This is a genomic window from Pseudomonas sp. G11-1 (assembly GCF_024031555.1).
In the GTDB taxonomy this organism is placed as follows: domain Bacteria; phylum Pseudomonadota; class Gammaproteobacteria; order Pseudomonadales; family Pseudomonadaceae; genus Halopseudomonas; species Halopseudomonas bauzanensis.
The window spans coordinates 35,364-50,244 of record NZ_QEYQ01000008.1 but is presented as its reverse complement, the minus strand read 5'-3'; the positions used below and the strand labels follow the sequence as shown (position 1 = coordinate 50,244).

Below are 14,881 nucleotides of genomic sequence, written 5' to 3'. Positions count from 1 at the left end.
GACCAGCATGACGGAAGCACGTAATAACACCCGGTTGCCATGTGGCGACCGGGTGCTTGACCTTTCCTGTACCCATGTCATGGGTATTCTCAATATCACCCCGGACTCCTTTTCCGATGGCGGTCGCTACAACGACCGCGATGCGGCATTGGCTCGAGTTGAGCAAATGCTTGCCGCAGGGGCGACCCTGATCGATATCGGTGGCGAGTCAACTCGCCCCGGTGCCGCGCTGGTCGGAGTTCAGGAAGAGCTCGACCGGGTGGTGCCGATGGTCGAAGCGGTGAAGGCGCGCTTCGATACGGTGGTCTCCGTCGACACCAGTACTCCAGAAGTTATCAGTGGTTCGGCGGCGGCGGGTGCCGGGCTGATCAATGATATCCGTGCGCTGACGCGTCCCGGTGCCATGCAGGCAGCGGTGGACTCGGGATTGGCGGTCTGTCTGATGCATATGCAGGGTGAGCCCCAGAGTATGCAGCAGGCGCCGGCGTACGAATCAGTGCTGGAGCAGGTGAACTCTTTTCTCGAAGCGCGGGTCCAAGCGTGCCTGGAAGCGGGTATTGAGCGCAGCAAGCTGGTGCTTGATCCCGGTTTTGGTTTTGGCAAGACCCTGCAGCACAACCTTGAGCTGTTTGCCCGCATGGAGCGTCTGCGACCGCTGGATCTGCCGATTCTGATCGGCGTATCGCGCAAGAGTATGATTGGTCAGGCATTGAATCGGCCAGTCGATCAGCGCTTGTCTGGCAGCCTGGCGCTGGCAGCATTGGCGGTGGCCAAGGGCGCGCGTATCATCCGTGTACATGATGTGGCGGAAACCGCCGACGTGGTACGTATGGTGGACGCGGTCGTTGCCGCAGGAATTTCGGCGATCTAATTTCAGGATACCCCTACATGGAAAAGCGCTACTTCGGCACCGACGGCATTCGCGGTCACGTTGGCACTCACCCGATCACCCCCGAATTCATGCTCAAGCTGGGCTGGGCAACCGGCATGGCCTTCAAGCATAACGGCCAGTGTAGCGTGGTGATCGGCAAGGACACCCGCATCTCCGGGTACATGTTCGAGTCAGCGCTGGAGGCCGGGTTGTCTGCCGCTGGCGCCAAGGTGCGCCTGCTGGGTCCCATGCCCACTCCGGCCATTGCGTATCTCACGCGAACCTTCCAGGCGGATGCCGGTATCGTCATCAGCGCCTCGCACAATCCCTATTTCGATAATGGCATCAAGTTCTTCTCTGCTCAGGGCACCAAACTGCCCGACACGTTGGAGCATGAGATCGAGCGGTTGGTGGATACCCCCATGCAGGTGGTTGAGTCCGGCGAATTGGGCAAGGTGGCGCGGGTTGAAGATGCCTCGGGTCGCTATATTGAATTCTGCAAAAGCAGCGTGCCGACGAGCACCAGCTTCAAGGGGCTGAAGATCGTGCTGGATTGCGCCAACGGCGCAACCTACAAGGTCGCGCCCAGCGTATTCGCCGAGCTGGGTGCGGACGTCAGCCTGGTAGGCGTGACGCCGGACGGGCTGAATATCAACGCTGGCGTCGGCTCTACCGATCTGGCGGCGCTGAGTCGGGCGGTGGTTGAGCGTCAGGCTGATCTGGGCATCGCCTTTGATGGCGACGGCGACCGGGTGATGATGGTCGACGCGCAGGGCAGCCCGGTCGACGGTGACGAGCTGTTGTACATCATGACGCTGGATCTGTACGAACGTGGCCTGCTGGAAGGGGGCGTGGCCGGTACCTTGATGACCAACCTGGGGCTGGAGCTGGCATTGCGCGAGCGTGATATTCCCTTCGTCCGTGCCAAGGTTGGTGATCGCTACGTCATGGCCGAGCTGCAGCAGCGCGGCTGGTACCTGGGTGGTGAGTCCTCGGGGCATCTCGTTTGCCTGCGGCACACCACCACCGGCGATGGCATCATTGCCGCGCTGCAGGTGCTGCGCGCGTTGCGCATGTCGGGCAAGACCCTGGCGCAAGCTTGTGAGGGCATGAGCAAGTGCCCACAAAAACTGATCAATGTGCGTTACCAGAGTAATGGCAGCTCGCCCCTGGAAGCGCCAGCGCTGCAATCTGCCGTCGCTGAAGCCGAGGCGCGGCTGGGTGATACCGGCCGCGTGCTGCTGCGTCTTTCCGGTACCGAGCCGGTGATCCGGGTGATGGTTGAAGGGCAGGATGCAGAACAGGTTGTGAAGGAAGCTGAAGCGCTGGCGGCACAGGTGCAAAAAATGTTCGGTACGGACTGAAAAGGCGGTTGTGTCGGTTGGGCAACTTGGTTAACATTGGCGCCCGCTTGAGCTGAGAGGTTAGGCATGCGTCGTCCGCTGGTCGCCGGAAATTGGAAAATGTACGGTACTCGGCAGTCCGTTGATGAGTTGCTGATCGGATTGAATGAGCAGCAGTGGCCGGACGAAGTCGACCTGTTGATTGCGCCGCCGGCGTTATATGTCCAGCAGTGCCGCGAAGCCCTTGAGGGTTCGCCGCTGCGGTTGGCCGGTCAGAGTTGTGCGTTCCAGGCTGAGTCCGGGGCGTTGACTGGCGAGATTTCTCCAGCTCAGTTGCGTGATGTGGGTTGTGAATTTGTACTCGTGGGGCATTCCGAGCGGCGTAGCCTGTTCGGTGAGACCGACGAGGTTGTCTGTCGCAAGTTTGCCGCGGCGCTGGCTTGCGGTCTTCGCCCCATTCTCTGTGTCGGTGAGACGCGCGAGCAGTATGACTCGGGTGAAACGGCGGATGTGGTTGGTCGGCAGTTGCAGGCCGTGCTGGATACCTTTGGTGTTGGTGGTCTGGCCCAGGGTGTAGTGGCTTACGAGCCGGTTTGGGCCATTGGCACCGGTTTGACAGCTACGCCGGAGCAGGCCCAGGACGTGCATGCGATGATTCGCGCACGACTGGCCGTACTGGATGATGAACAGGCTCAATGTGTGCAGATCGTCTATGGCGGCAGCGTCAAGGCGGAGAATGCGCATGCGCTGTTCGAGATGCCGGATATCGATGGGGGGCTGGTGGGTGGAGCCTCTCTCAATGCGAATGAATTTGGTGCGATCGCTCGTGCCGCGGGACAAGCTCAATGATTGAAACCGTAGTTGTGGTAGTACATCTCCTGGTCGCCATAGGCTTGGTTGGATTGATTCTGATCCAGCAAGGCAAGGGTGCGGAGACGGGCGCGTCCTTCGGTTCCGGTGCGTCCGGTACGGTTTTCGGCAGCCAGGGTTCGGCAACTTTCCTCAGCCGCTTGACAGCTGTGCTGGCCACTGTATTCTTTCTGACCTCCTTGGGCCTGGCTTTCTATGCCAGTCACAAGGCGACCGAGATTCGTGATGCAGGTCTGCCTGCTCCGGTCCTGGAAAGCGTGCCGATGGCACCGATCAGTGAAGATGTTCCTGTACTTGAAGAGCAGGTCCCTCAGGCTCCTGCGGCAGATGATGTTCCTGTCGTAGAGTAAGCCAACAGTTTTGCGGAAGTGGTGGAATTGGTAGACACGCTATCTTGAGGGGGTAGTGCCTTAGGGTGTATGGGTTCGAGTCCCATCTTCCGCACCATTCAAACAGGGCCTGCAGCACGCAGGCCCTTGTTTTTTTCGGGCACAATATGCCAGGTTGTCTTGTTTGATGGCCGCGCGTATAATTCATGCCCTAGATTCGACGCGGGGTGGAGCAGTCTGGTAGCTCGTCGGGCTCATAACCCGAAGGTCGTAGGTTCAAATCCTGCCCCCGCAACCAGTCAAAGGCCCCTTTTCAGGGGCTTTTTGTTAACTCCGGACTTCATCTGAAGTGGCCGGAACCAAGGATGGGCTTAAGGCCCATTTTTTATTCATCAAAGATAGGCGGTGAAATTGTCCGGCAAAGTTACCGAATTGGAGAGCCTGTTGGTCCCGATTGTCGAAGCTCTGGGCTATCGTTGTTGGGGGATCGAGTTTTTGTCGCAGGGGCGTCATAGCCTGCTGCGCGTCTATATCGATCATCCCGATGGCGTTAGCGTGGAAGCCTGTGCGACGATCAGCCGGCAAGCCAGTGCGGTGCTGGACGTGGAAGACCCTATCAGTGGTGATTACACGCTGGAAGTGTCTTCTCCGGGAATGGACCGACCCCTGTTCACGCTTGAGCAGTTCGCCGCCTATGTCGGCGAGCAGGCCAAGATCAGGTTGCGCGTGCCCTATGAAGGCCGGCGGAATTTTCAAGGTGTCATCCGCGGTGTGGAAGGTGATGAGGTTGTGCTGCAGGTGGAAGACCACGAGTACCTGCTGCCCATCGATAGCATCGATAAAAGTAACATCATCCCGCGGTTTTGAGCATTTTTCGGGCTCCAGTGGCCCCAATGGACGGCGTTAGGCGAGGCATACGATGAGCAAAGAAGTGCTGCTGGTTGTGGAATCCGTTTCCAATGAGAAGGGCGTGCCGCCCGGAGTCATTTTCGAGGCGCTGGAGATGGCCTTGGCAACGGCCACGAAAAAGCGCTATGAAGACGAGGTGGATGTGCGGGTGGCGATTAATCGCCAGACGGGCAACTATGACACCTTCCGCCGCTGGACTGTGGTGGTCGACGACAACTTCGAAGAGCCAGGCATGCAGCTGGCCCTGGATCAGGCCCACGCCCGCGATCCGGCCCTGAACGAGGGTGACGTGGTCGAGGAGAAGATCGAGTCGGTCGAGTTCGGTCGTATCGCCGCGCAGATCGCCAAGCAGGTTATTGTCCAGAAGGTTCGCGAAGCCGAACGTGCCCAGGTGGTGGACGCGTATCGCGACCGTCTGGGCGAAATCATCAGCGGCACCGTGAAAAAGGTCACCCGTGACAGCGTCATCGTTGACCTGGGCAACAATGCCGAGGCGGTGTTGCCGCGCGAGGAAATGATTCCGCGTGAAACGTTCCGTACCGGAACGCGCATCCGCGCCTTGCTCAAGGATATCCGCACCGAAAATCGCGGCCCGCAGCTGGTGCTGTCGCGCAGCTGCCCGGAAATGATCATCGAGCTGTTCCGCATCGAAGTTCCAGAGATCGCCGAGGAACTGATCGAGGTGATGGGTGCGGCCCGTGATCCGGGCTCCCGTGCCAAGATTGCGGTGCGCTCGAAAGACAAGCGTATCGATCCGCAAGGCGCCTGTATCGGCATGCGCGGTTCGCGAGTCCAGGCCGTATCCGGTGAACTGGGCGGTGAGCGCGTCGACATCGTGCTGTGGGACGACAACCTGGCTCAGTTCGTGATCAACGCCATGGCGCCAGCCGAAGTGGCCTCGATCATTCTGGATGAGGACACCCACGCCATCGACATCGCCGTGGCCGAGGACAACCTCGCTCAGGCAATCGGCCGTAGCGGCCAGAATGTTCGGTTGGCCAGTCAGCTGACTGGCTGGACGCTCAATGTCATGACCGAGGACGACATCCGCGCCAAGCAGGAAGCCGAAACCGGTGACGTGCTGCGCAACTTCCTCGAAGAGCTGGATGTGGATGAGGAGCTGGCTCAGATTCTGGTCGACGAAGGTTTCACCTCGCTGGAGGAGATTGCCTACGTGCCCATGGAAGAAATGCTGGAGATTGATGGTTTTGACGAGGATATCGTCAATGAACTGCGGTCCCGGGCCAAGGATCGCCTGCTGACGAAGGCGATCGCCAACGAGGAAAAACTGGACGAAGCTCAGCCTGCGGATGATCTGCTGAACATGGAGGGCATGGATCGCGCCCTGGCATTCCAGCTGGCGGCCCAAGGTATCATCAGCATGGAAGACCTGGCCGAACAGTCCGTGGACGACCTGCTGAACATTGATGGAATCGACGAAGCCCGTGCCGGCGCCTTGATCATGGCAGCTCGGGCGCCCTGGTTTGAATAAACCGGTCGGCTGGCAGTATCACCCTGCAGCGATGCAGGGTACCGACTGAGGAGAAAGTGAATGGCGGAAGTGACGGTCAAAGAATTGGCTCAGGTAACAGGGACGCCGGTAGAGCGCCTGTTGCAACAGATGCAGGAAGCCGGGTTGTCGCACACCAGTGCGGAGCAGCAGGTATCGGACGACGAGAAGCAGCGCCTGCTGACTTTCCTGAAGAGCACCCATGGCGACTCCAGCTCGGAGCCGCGCAAGATTACCCTCAAGCGTAAAACCGTAAGCACTCTGAAAGTGGCGGGCAGCAAGACTGTCAACGTGGAAGTGCGCAAGAAGCGGACCTACGTCAAGCGCGACGAAGTGGATGTGGAAGCCGAGCGTCAGCGCGAGCTGGAAGAGCTGCGTGCTGCCGAAGAGGCGCGTCAGGCAGCCGCGGAAGCGGAAGCCCAGCGCAAGGCTGAGGAAGAACAGGCACGGCAGGTTGAAGAAGCGGCCCGTCAGGCTGCCGCAGCTGAGGCCGCCAAGGCCCAGCCGGACACTCCGACAGCTCCGGCTGCAGCGGAGCCGGTAGCGGCGCCCCAGGCCCCTCAGGCCGCCGCAGTTGCTCAAGCCGATGTCGAGGCTGCACCTTCACCGGCCGCGGCCGCGAAGAAGAAGGACGAGCAGCGTCGCAAGGCCCGCGCCGAGGAAGACGAACGCAGCCGCAAGCGCGCTGGCGGTCCCGGCAAGGGACGTGGTGCGCCACGCGGTGGCGATGACGAGGACGCAGTGTCGCGTCGTCGCGGTGGTGCCGGCAAGCTCAAGGCGCAGAAGAAACGCAATCAGCACGGCTTCGAGAAGCCGACAGGACCCATAGTGCGTGAAGTGGTAATTGGTGAAACCATCACCGTAGCCGAACTGGCTCAGAAAATGTCGGTGAAGGCTGCCGAAGTTATCAAGTACATGTTCAAGAACGGCAACATGGTGACCATCAACCAGGTGCTGGATCAGGACACCGCCACCATCCTGGCTGAAGACATGGGCCACAAGGTCAAGCAGGTCAAGGAAAGCGACCTGGAAGATCGTCTGGTCATGGCCATGCACCACGAAGGTGAAGAAGTCAGCCGCGCGCCGGTCGTGACCGTCATGGGTCACGTTGACCACGGCAAGACCTCGCTGCTGGACTATATCCGTCGTGCCAAGGTGGCTTCCGGCGAAGCCGGTGGTATCACCCAGCATATCGGTGCCTACCACGTGCAGACTGACCGTGGCATGGTGACTTTCCTGGATACCCCCGGTCACGCTGCGTTTACCGCGATGCGTGCCCGTGGTGCCCAGTCCACGGATATCGTCATCCTGGTAGTGGCGGCCGATGACGGCGTCATGCCGCAGACCGAAGAAGCTGTTCAGCATGCCAAGGCCGCCGGTGTTCCGCTGGTTGTGGCAGTGAACAAGATAGACAAGGAAGACGCTGATCCGGACCGCATCAAGAATGATCTGGCCGCGCGTGATGTCATCCCGGAAGAGTGGGGTGGTGACACCCAGTTCGTGCACGTATCGGCCAAGGTCGGTACTGGCATCGACGAGCTGCTCGAAGCAGTCCTGTTGCAGGCTGAAGTACTCGAACTCACCGCCCAGCCCACGGCTCCGGCACGTGGTGTGGTCATCGAATCGCGCCTCGACAAGGGCCGCGGCCCGATCGCCACCGTGCTCGTGCAGAACGGTACCCTGCGTCAGGGCGACGTGGTGCTGGCCGGTCTCAACCATGGCCGGGTTCGCGCCATGCTCGACGAGAACGGCAACATGGTGAAGGAAGCCGGCCCGTCCATTCCGGTCGCTATCCTGGGTCTCGATGGTACGCCGGAAGCCGGCGACGAGATGACCGTGGTCGCCGACGAGAAGAAGGCCCGCGAAGTGGCGCTGTTCCGTCAGGGCAAGTTCCGCGAGATCAAACTGGCTCGCCAGCAATCCGCGAAGCTGGAAAACATGTTCGAGAACATGGGCCAAGGCGAGAAGAAGACACTCAATATCGTCATCAAGGCCGACGTGCGCGGCTCGCTCGAAGCCCTGCAGAGCTCGCTCAACGAGCTGGGTAACGACGAGGTTCAGGTCAAGATCGTTTCCGGTGGCGTGGGTGGTATCACCGAAACCGACGCCAACCTGGCGCTGGCCTCGAACGCGGTGATCTTCGGCTTCAACGTCCGTGCCGATGCCTCGGCGCGCAAGGTGATCGAAGGCGAAGGCCTGGATCTGCGCTACTACAGCGTGATCTACGAGATCATCGAAGACGTCAAGAAGGCCCTGTCGGGTATGCTGGGCAGCGATGTCCGCGAGCAGATCCTGGGCGTTGCCGAAGTGCGCGATGTGTTCCGTTCGCCGAAGTTCGGCGCGGTGGCCGGTTGTATGGTCATCGAGGGTACCGTGTACCGCAACCGGCCGATTCGCGTGCTGCGTGAAGACGTGGTCATCTACGAGGGTGAGCTGGAATCCCTGCGTCGCTTCAAGGATGACGTCGGCGAAGTGCGTAACGGCATGGAGTGCGGCATCGGCGTGAAGAACTACAACGACGTGCGTGTCGGTGACCGCATCGAAGTGTTCGAGCGGGTGCAGGTCGCACGGACGCTGTAATCCAGCGACAAGCGCCAGGCGGTAGTGACAAGCGGTCCGAAAGGGCCGTTTGTCGTCTGTCCAGCCAGGCATGAATATATCGCCGCAAGCGAACAGCTATGCGCTTGCAGCCAACAGCTGGTAGCGTGCAGCCAGAGGTATATATGGCCAAAGAATATAGTCGTACCCAGCGGGTCGCCGATCAGATGCAGCGCGAGCTGGCTGTGTTGATCCAGCGTGAGGTGCGTGACCCGCGGGTCGGCATGATCACCGTCACTGCTGCCGAAGTCAGTCGCGATCTGGCTCACGCCAAGATCTTCATCACCCTGATGGGCGACGCCAGTGATGAAGATATCGCGCTCAATCTGGCGGCATTGAAGGATGCTGCGGGCTTCCTGCGAGTGCATCTCGGGCGGGTGATGAAGTTGCGCAGCATTCCGCAGCTGCATTTCCATTACGATGAGAGTGTGCGCCGCGGGGTGCATTTGTCTTCTCTCATCGAGCGCGCCGTAGCGCAGGATCGTCAGCGTTCCGAGGATGGTGAGGAGTAGACGTGTCGGCACCACGTAGCAAGCGCCGTGATATCGACGGCGTACTGATTTTCGACAAGCCGCTGGGCATGACCTCCAACGCCGCATTGCAGAAGGTGCGTTGGCTGTTCAATGCCAGCAAGGGCGGCCATACCGGCAGTCTCGACCCCCTGGCCAGCGGCGTGTTGCCCCTGTGCCTGGGTGAGGCGACCAAGTTCTCCCAGTATCTGCTCGACGCGGACAAGGTGTACGTCACCGAAGCGCGGCTGGGGATGACCACCACCACCGGCGATGCCGAGGGTGATGTGCTGGAGATGAAGCCCTGTCAGGTCACCCTGGCTGAGGTAGAAGCTCTGCTGCCACGCTTCACCGGGGAGATCGAGCAGATCCCGCCCATGTATTCGGCACTCAAGCATGAAGGTCAGCCGCTGTACAAGCTGGCCCGGGCCGGGGAAACGGTGGAGCGCAAGGCGCGATCTGTTACCATAAGCCGACTTGAATTGCTGGGGCTGGAGGGTGATCGGCTGCGGCTGGAAGTACACTGCAGCAAGGGTACCTATATTCGCACCCTGGTCGAGGATCTGGGCGCCGCACTGGGTTGCGGCGCGCATGTGTCTGAACTGCGCCGCATCGGTGCTGGCCCGTTTGACCTGAGTCAGGCGGTCACGCTGGAGACCCTCGAGGCGATGCATGCCGAGGGCGGTGCCGGGGCGCTGGATCAGTTGTTGCTGCCGATCGACAGCGGGCTGGAGGACTGGCCGGTGGTGAGTCTTACCGAGCAGACCGCCTTCTACCTCAATCATGGTCAGGCGGTGCGGGTTCCCGGCAGTCCGGCGTTCGGTATGGTCCGGCTGCGCGACCACGAAGGCCGGTTCATCGGTATCGGTGAGATGACTGATGATGCACGGGTAGCACCCAAGCGTCTGATGCGTTTCAATGGTTGAATGATTTTACGGGCGTGATGTATCACGCCCGCTTGGAAGTTGACCCATGAGGGTCGCAACGAGGGTGGCTGTCAACAGGCACGGTCATTGCTCGATTCAAAACACGGAACCCCGGTTCCGGCCTGTTACCTCAGAGGAAAAGCTGTCATGGCACTGAGCGTTGAAGAAAAAGCTGCAATCGTATCCGAGTATGCCCGCGGTGAAGGTGATACCGGTTCTCCTGAAGTCCAAGTAGCTCTGTTGACTGCTAACATCAACAAGCTGCAGGGTCACTTCAAGGACAACAAGAAGGACCACCACTCCCGTCGTGGCCTGATCCGCATGGTCAACCAGCGTCGTAAGCTGCTGGATTACCTGAAGTCCAAGGATCTCGGCCGCTACAGCAGCTTGATCAGCAGTCTGGGTCTGCGTCGCTAAGACCAGCCCCGTTTGGACATGGCCGGGTCCGAAACCCGGCTGTGCCCAGAGTTTCCCCCAAGGCAAAAACAGAGAGAGAAGACACCGTGAAACCGGTTATCAAACAGTTCAAATTGGGCAACAACACCGTTACCCTGGAAACCGGCCGCATCGCGCGCCAGGCTTCCGGTGCGGTTCTGGTCAGCATTGATGATGCAGTCAGCGTTCTGGTCACCGTGGTGGGCGCAAAAAACGCCGACGCCGGCCGCGACTTCTTCCCTCTATCTGTGCACTATATCGAGAAGACCTATGCTGCGGGCCGTATTCCCGGTGGCTTCTTCAAGCGTGAAGGCCGTCCCACCGAGAAGGAGACCCTCACCTCCCGTCTGATCGACCGCCCGATCCGCCCGCTGTTTGCCGAAGGCTTCATGAACGAAGTTCAGGTCGTCTGCACCGTGGTGTCCACCGACAAGACCACCGATCCGGATGTTGCGGCGATGATCGGTACCTCCGCGGCGCTGGCCATTTCCGGTATTCCGTTCGACGGCCCGATCGCCGGTGCCCGGGTTGGTTTCGATGACGTGCAAGGCTACGTGCTGAACCCGACCTACGAGCAGCTGAAGACCTCGCGCCTGGACATGGTGGTTGCCGGTACCGAAGACGCCGTGCTGATGGTTGAGTCCGAAGCGCAGGAACTGACTGAAGACCAGATGCTGGGCGCGGTCCTGTTTGCCCACATGGAATTCCAGCCGGCCATCGAGGCCATCAAGGAATTGGCTGCTGAGGCTGGCAAGCCGGCCTGGGACTGGCAGCCTGCTCCGGAAAACACCGTGCTGCTGGACGCCATCAAGTCCCAGTTCGGCGCTGGTATCAGCGAAGCCTACACCATCACCCACAAGCAATCGCGCTACACCCGCCTGGGCGAGCTGCGTGATGCGGCCATCGCTGCCCTGGCTGGTGACGAAGAGGGCAAGCCTGCCGCTGCTGAAGTGAAGGACGCTTTCGGTGAGATCGAATACCGCACCGTGCGTGAGAGCATCGTCAACGGCAATCCGCGCATCGACGGTCGCGACACCAAGACCGTGCGCCCGCTGAACATCGAAGTCGGCGTGCTGGATCGCACCCACGGCTCCTCGCTGTTCACCCGTGGCGAAACCCAGGCGCTGGTCGTGACCACGCTGGGTACCGCCCGTGATGCGCAGCTGCTGGACACCCTGGAAGGCGAGAAGAAAGACCCCTTCATGTTCCACTACAACTTCCCTCCCTATTCGGTAGGTGAGTGTGGTCGCATGGGTGGCACCGGCCGCCGTGAAATCGGCCACGGTCGTCTGGCCCGCCGTGGTATCCAGGCGGTCATGCCCGATATGGATCAGTTCCCCTACAGCATCCGTGTGGTCTCGGAAATCACTGAATCCAACGGTTCCAGCTCCATGGCTTCGGTCTGTGGTGCGTCCCTGGCGCTGATGGATGCCGGTGTGCCGCTGAAGGCGCCAGTTGCCGGTATCGCCATGGGTCTGGTCAAGGAAGGCGACAAGTTCGCCGTCCTGACCGACATCCTGGGTGACGAAGATCACCTGGGCGACATGGACTTCAAGGTTGCCGGTACCGAGAAGGGTGTTACTGCGCTGCAGATGGACATCAAGATCAAGGGCATCACCGAAGAGATCATGGAACTGGCTCTGCACCAGGCTCACGATGCTCGTCTGAATATCCTGGGTCAGATGAACCAGGTGCTGCCGGCCTCGCGCAAGGAACTGTCCGCCAACGCGCCGACCATGATCAGCATGAAGATCGATTCCGACAAGATCCGTGACGTGATCGGCAAGGGTGGCGCAACCATCCGCGGTATCTGCGAAGAAACCGGCGCTTCCATCGACATCACCGATGACGGTACCGTGAAGATCTTCGCTGCCAGCAAAGATGCCGCCAATGCTGCCAAGGCACGGGTTGACGGTATTACTGCTGAAGCGGAAATCGGCAAGGTCTACACGGGCAAGGTCGAGCGTATCGTTGATTTCGGTGCCTTCGTCAGCATCCTGCCCGGCAAGGACGGCCTGGTACACATCTCGCAGATCGCCAATCAGCGTATCGAGAAGGTTACCGACGTACTGCAGGAAGGTCAGGAAGTGAAGGTACTGGTACTGGACGTGGACAACCGCGGCCGGATCAAGCTGTCCATGAAGGATGTCGAAGCGGCTGAAAACAGCGGCGTCTGAGTCCTGTCGTACCGTCCTTGCGGCGGTGCAATGAAGAACCCCGGCCTTGAGCCGGGGTTTTTTTATGCGCCGCAGTTGCTCAGGTCCGATCGGGCTCGCTGTCGGGATCGGCCGTGAGGTTGCGGTCGGTAGCGGTTTCCGGCTCCAGAGGCTCGTTGGGATCACCATCCCAGGGCTTGCCGTCCAGCGGCTTGGCCCGGCCCAGTTCCGCTTCATCCAGGCCGTAGCGGCCACCTGCGCCAGCCTTGCCGACATCGGTGAGTTCGGTGTCGGCAGGTGTGGCGGCCGTCCCCGCTTCCTCGGCCGAGCGAGAGCCATCATCAGGATTGAGCGTTTCCGGGGTGGCCTCGTCAGCGGTCGGGCCCTGGCCTGGCATGGACGCTTCGGTCAACCCGGCTTCGCCAGCCCGCTCCACGGACTCGGCGCGGGAAGGAGTATTGCCAATTGGGCCCATGGGCCGGTCATCGGGGGCCTCGCGGTTGTCCTCTTCCGCCTGTCGTCTGGCGGCGTCGGTCAGCGCCTGCTCGTCGGGTTCGTGTTGATCATCACTCATCATTCACCTCCGCATCTCTGTCTTAGCAATGGACGCCGGACGCGGGCAAAAGATTCCATGTTTGATCATCAGCAGCCGGGATCGACGAGTTGTCTATACTGATGGGCACACGGGCAGGCAGAGGAGATACCCATGTTTCAGGTAATGCGTATCGGCAATGACCGGCTGGAGATGGATATCGCCGGGCGAGTTGACAGCGATGGCATGCGCAGTGGCTTGCGCGCGCTCTTCACCCAGGCGCAGGGCATTCAGCATGGCCAGTTGCTGATGCGTATCGGTGAGCTGCAAATGCCTACTGCAGGCGCGATTGGTGTGGAGCTGTCGAACCTGCCGGAGCTGTTTCGGCTGACACGACAGTTCGATCGATGCGCGGTCATCAGCAGCAAGGACTGGATCAGGAAGATGGGAGAGATCGAAGGCGCCATCATCCCGGGGCTGGAAGTCAGATCCTTCCGGCCCGAGCGGGAAGCCGACGCATTGGCCTGGCTGGTTGGCTAATCATACACACTGCACTACAGCATGGGGGTCGAAGTCCTTCCATTGGCCATCGCGCAGTTCGCCCTGGGCGTGTTCGATGTCCTCTGCGCCGGTGGCTCTGAAAGTATCTATTGCCTGTTGCCGTGAGTGGTCATCGACCCGTACCGCCACCAGCACGCCCGGTTCCCGTTCGGTGACCTTGGGCTGTACCTCGGCGGGTTGGCCGGTCTGTTCATCCACATCCGACTCCTGGTCGGTGCTGCTGACTGCCCCGATCAGTGAGCCGGTATAAGCGCCGATGCCGGCGCCGATAGCGATGCCGACCGGACCGATGACGGGGGCCGTTGCCGCACCGGCAGCCGCGCCGACCACTGCGCCGACGGCGCCAGCCTTCGCAGCCCCGGTACCGGAGTGGCGGGCACCGGGTGAGCTTTCATCATCTCCGCCAATGGGGTAGATGGCATGCTGGCCGTTGGGGTTGAGATAGAAGGCCGCCAACGCGTCCCGCTGGAAGCCGGCCTGCTGTAGCGCCGCCACAGCGGCATCTGCCCGGTCCTGGAGTTCATATCGTCCCGCAATGATGGTATGCATGAGCTTGACCTGCGGATTGCCTGTGTCCCCACAGAATAGCAATCCAGGCGCGGCTAAACCAAGCGGCTGCCGGCGGTGGGTACGCTGGCGATCTCCTCGGGGGTCAGTAATCGGTACTGGCCGGGACGCAGCGTCGGGTCAAGTTCGATGATGCCCATGCTTTCGCGATGCAATGACGTCACCCGATTACCCACGGCGTGAAACATGCGCTTCACCTGATGGTGACGGCCCTCATGGATGGTCAGTCGGGCCTGGCAGGGAGCGAGCAATTGCAACTGCGCAGGGGAGGTATCAATACCCTCGCGGGCCAGATGAATGCCCTGTGCAAAACATTCAGCGGCATGCGCGGCGATCGGCTCGGCAGTGCCCACCAGATACACCTTGGGGATGCGCCGGCCGGGCTCGGTCAGGCGGCGGGACCAGAGGCCGTCATTGGTGAGAATCAGCAGGCCGGTGGTGCTGCGGTCCAGTCGCCCGGCCAGATGCAACTGCTGGCGCAGCGGCTCCGCAAGCAGCTCCATCACGGTGGGATGAACCGGGTCGCAGGTGGCGCTGAGATAGCCGCCTGGCTTGTAGAGCATCAAATACAGCGCGTTGTGCTGTTGCAGCACAGCGTCATCCAGCTGCACCCTGGTAAAGCGGTCGATGCGCTGTTGTCCATCCCGCACGATCCGTTCATTGACTGACACCCGGCCAGCGGCAATCAGCAGTCGGGCAGTCTGCTGGCTGTGTTGGGTATGCAGGGCTAGGAATCGATCGAGTCGCATCGGGCTATTATAAGCC

15 protein-coding genes and 2 tRNA genes are annotated in these 14,881 nt (G+C 60.7%); 14 read left to right on the top strand and 3 right to left on the bottom strand.

Translation table 11 applies throughout. The annotated features are described in order from the left end of the window. Positions 1-7 precede the first annotated feature (7 nt). The 13 genes from folP to pnp all read left to right on the top strand — a co-directional run bounded on the left by folP (position 8) and on the right by pnp (position 12,477). Entirely contained in the window at positions 8-871 is an 864-nt protein-coding gene (gene folP, locus DHB74_RS16350) for a dihydropteroate synthase (protein ID WP_036993256.1), read from the top strand. Between the two features lie 17 nt (positions 872-888). Beyond that, positions 889-2,235, top strand: a complete 1,347-nt coding sequence (gene glmM / locus DHB74_RS16345; RefSeq protein ID WP_280165125.1) for a phosphoglucosamine mutase — start codon at positions 889-891, stop codon at positions 2,233-2,235. A gap of 66 nt (positions 2,236-2,301) precedes the next feature. After that, positions 2,302-3,063: a triose-phosphate isomerase gene (tpiA, locus tag DHB74_RS16340; RefSeq protein ID WP_136870107.1), complete on the top strand. Its 762-nt coding sequence runs from the start codon at positions 2,302-2,304 to the stop codon at positions 3,061-3,063. Continuing rightward, a complete protein-coding gene (gene secG / locus DHB74_RS16335; protein WP_499162051.1) occupies positions 3,060-3,434 on the top strand; it encodes a preprotein translocase subunit SecG in 375 nt (124 codons plus the stop codon). Before tpiA ends, secG begins: the two co-directional genes overlap by 4 nt. 12 nt (positions 3,435-3,446) lie before the next feature. Then, positions 3,447-3,531, top strand: a tRNA-Leu gene (locus tag DHB74_RS16330). A 103-nt stretch (positions 3,532-3,634) separates the two neighbouring features. Continuing rightward, positions 3,635-3,711, top strand: a tRNA-Met gene (locus DHB74_RS16325). Positions 3,712-3,824: 113 nt separating this feature from the next. Next, a complete protein-coding gene (rimP, locus tag DHB74_RS16320) occupies positions 3,825-4,280 on the top strand; it encodes a ribosome maturation factor RimP (protein ID WP_036993255.1) in 456 nt (151 codons plus the stop codon). Positions 4,281-4,332: 52 nt separating this feature from the next. Continuing rightward, positions 4,333-5,814, top strand: coding sequence for a transcription termination factor NusA (gene nusA, locus DHB74_RS16315; protein ID WP_036993126.1), 1,482 nt, complete (start codon positions 4,333-4,335; stop codon positions 5,812-5,814). Positions 5,815-5,874: 60 nt separating this feature from the next. Further along, on the top strand, positions 5,875-8,412 hold the full coding sequence (infB, locus tag DHB74_RS16310) for a translation initiation factor IF-2 (RefSeq protein WP_499162049.1): 2,538 nt from the start codon (positions 5,875-5,877) through the stop codon (positions 8,410-8,412). A gap of 143 nt (positions 8,413-8,555) precedes the next feature. Beyond that, on the top strand, positions 8,556-8,942 hold the full coding sequence (rbfA, locus tag DHB74_RS16305) for a 30S ribosome-binding factor RbfA (RefSeq protein ID WP_036993123.1): 387 nt from the start codon (positions 8,556-8,558) through the stop codon (positions 8,940-8,942). A 2-nt stretch (positions 8,943-8,944) separates the two neighbouring features. Beyond that, on the top strand, positions 8,945-9,865 hold the full coding sequence (gene truB, locus DHB74_RS16300) for a tRNA pseudouridine(55) synthase TruB (protein WP_036993121.1): 921 nt from the start codon (positions 8,945-8,947) through the stop codon (positions 9,863-9,865). 147 nt (positions 9,866-10,012) lie between these two features. Continuing rightward, the gene (gene rpsO, locus DHB74_RS16295) at positions 10,013-10,282 is read left to right on the top strand and encodes a 30S ribosomal protein S15 (protein ID WP_036993120.1); all 270 of its coding nucleotides are present in this window, start codon (positions 10,013-10,015) and stop codon (positions 10,280-10,282) included. 86 nt (positions 10,283-10,368) lie between these two features. Further along, entirely contained in the window at positions 10,369-12,477 is a 2,109-nt protein-coding gene (gene pnp / locus DHB74_RS16290) for a polyribonucleotide nucleotidyltransferase (RefSeq protein WP_036993119.1), read from the top strand. A 79-nt stretch (positions 12,478-12,556) separates the two neighbouring features. Here the strand turns inward: pnp and DHB74_RS16285 are convergent, their stop codons facing one another. Further along, positions 12,557-13,030, bottom strand: coding sequence for a hypothetical protein (locus DHB74_RS16285; protein ID WP_499162046.1), 474 nt, complete (start codon positions 13,028-13,030; stop codon positions 12,557-12,559). Positions 13,031-13,162: 132 nt separating this feature from the next. Here DHB74_RS16285 and DHB74_RS16280 point away from each other — a divergent pair, with 132 nt between their 5' ends. After that, positions 13,163-13,528: a SpoIIAA family protein gene (locus DHB74_RS16280; protein ID WP_036993117.1), complete on the top strand. Its 366-nt coding sequence runs from the start codon at positions 13,163-13,165 to the stop codon at positions 13,526-13,528. Here the strand turns inward: DHB74_RS16280 and DHB74_RS16275 are convergent, their stop codons facing one another. Together DHB74_RS16275 and DHB74_RS16270 are read right to left on the bottom strand one after the other, a co-directional pair. Further along, positions 13,529-14,098 (bottom strand): hypothetical protein, encoded by a 570-nt coding sequence (locus DHB74_RS16275; protein WP_136870105.1) that lies wholly within the window; start codon positions 14,096-14,098, stop codon positions 13,529-13,531. A gap of 53 nt (positions 14,099-14,151) precedes the next feature. Then, on the bottom strand, positions 14,152-14,865 hold the full coding sequence (locus DHB74_RS16270) for a pseudouridine synthase (RefSeq protein WP_499162043.1): 714 nt from the start codon (positions 14,863-14,865) through the stop codon (positions 14,152-14,154). Positions 14,866-14,881: the final 16 nt, after the last annotated feature.

Coding starts and splice junctions, on each gene's coding strand:
- folP (WP_036993256.1), top strand. CDS start 8: ATGACGGAAGCACGTAATAACACCCGGTTGCCATGTGGCGACCGGGTG.
- glmM (WP_280165125.1), top strand. CDS start 889: ATGGAAAAGCGCTACTTCGGCACCGACGGCATTCGCGGTCACGTTGGC.
- tpiA (WP_136870107.1), top strand. CDS start 2,302: ATGCGTCGTCCGCTGGTCGCCGGAAATTGGAAAATGTACGGTACTCGG.
- secG (WP_499162051.1), top strand. CDS start 3,060: ATGATTGAAACCGTAGTTGTGGTAGTACATCTCCTGGTCGCCATAGGC.
- nusA (WP_036993126.1), top strand. CDS start 4,333: ATGAGCAAAGAAGTGCTGCTGGTTGTGGAATCCGTTTCCAATGAGAAG.
- infB (WP_499162049.1), top strand. CDS start 5,875: ATGGCGGAAGTGACGGTCAAAGAATTGGCTCAGGTAACAGGGACGCCG.
- rbfA (WP_036993123.1), top strand. CDS start 8,556: ATGGCCAAAGAATATAGTCGTACCCAGCGGGTCGCCGATCAGATGCAG.
- rpsO (WP_036993120.1), top strand. CDS start 10,013: ATGGCACTGAGCGTTGAAGAAAAAGCTGCAATCGTATCCGAGTATGCC.
- DHB74_RS16285 (WP_499162046.1), bottom strand. CDS start 13,030: ATGAGTGATGATCAACACGAACCCGACGAGCAGGCGCTGACCGACGCC.
- DHB74_RS16280 (WP_036993117.1), top strand. CDS start 13,163: ATGTTTCAGGTAATGCGTATCGGCAATGACCGGCTGGAGATGGATATC.
- DHB74_RS16275 (WP_136870105.1), bottom strand. CDS start 14,098: ATGCATACCATCATTGCGGGACGATATGAACTCCAGGACCGGGCAGAT.
- DHB74_RS16270 (WP_499162043.1), bottom strand. CDS start 14,865: ATGCGACTCGATCGATTCCTAGCCCTGCATACCCAACACAGCCAGCAG.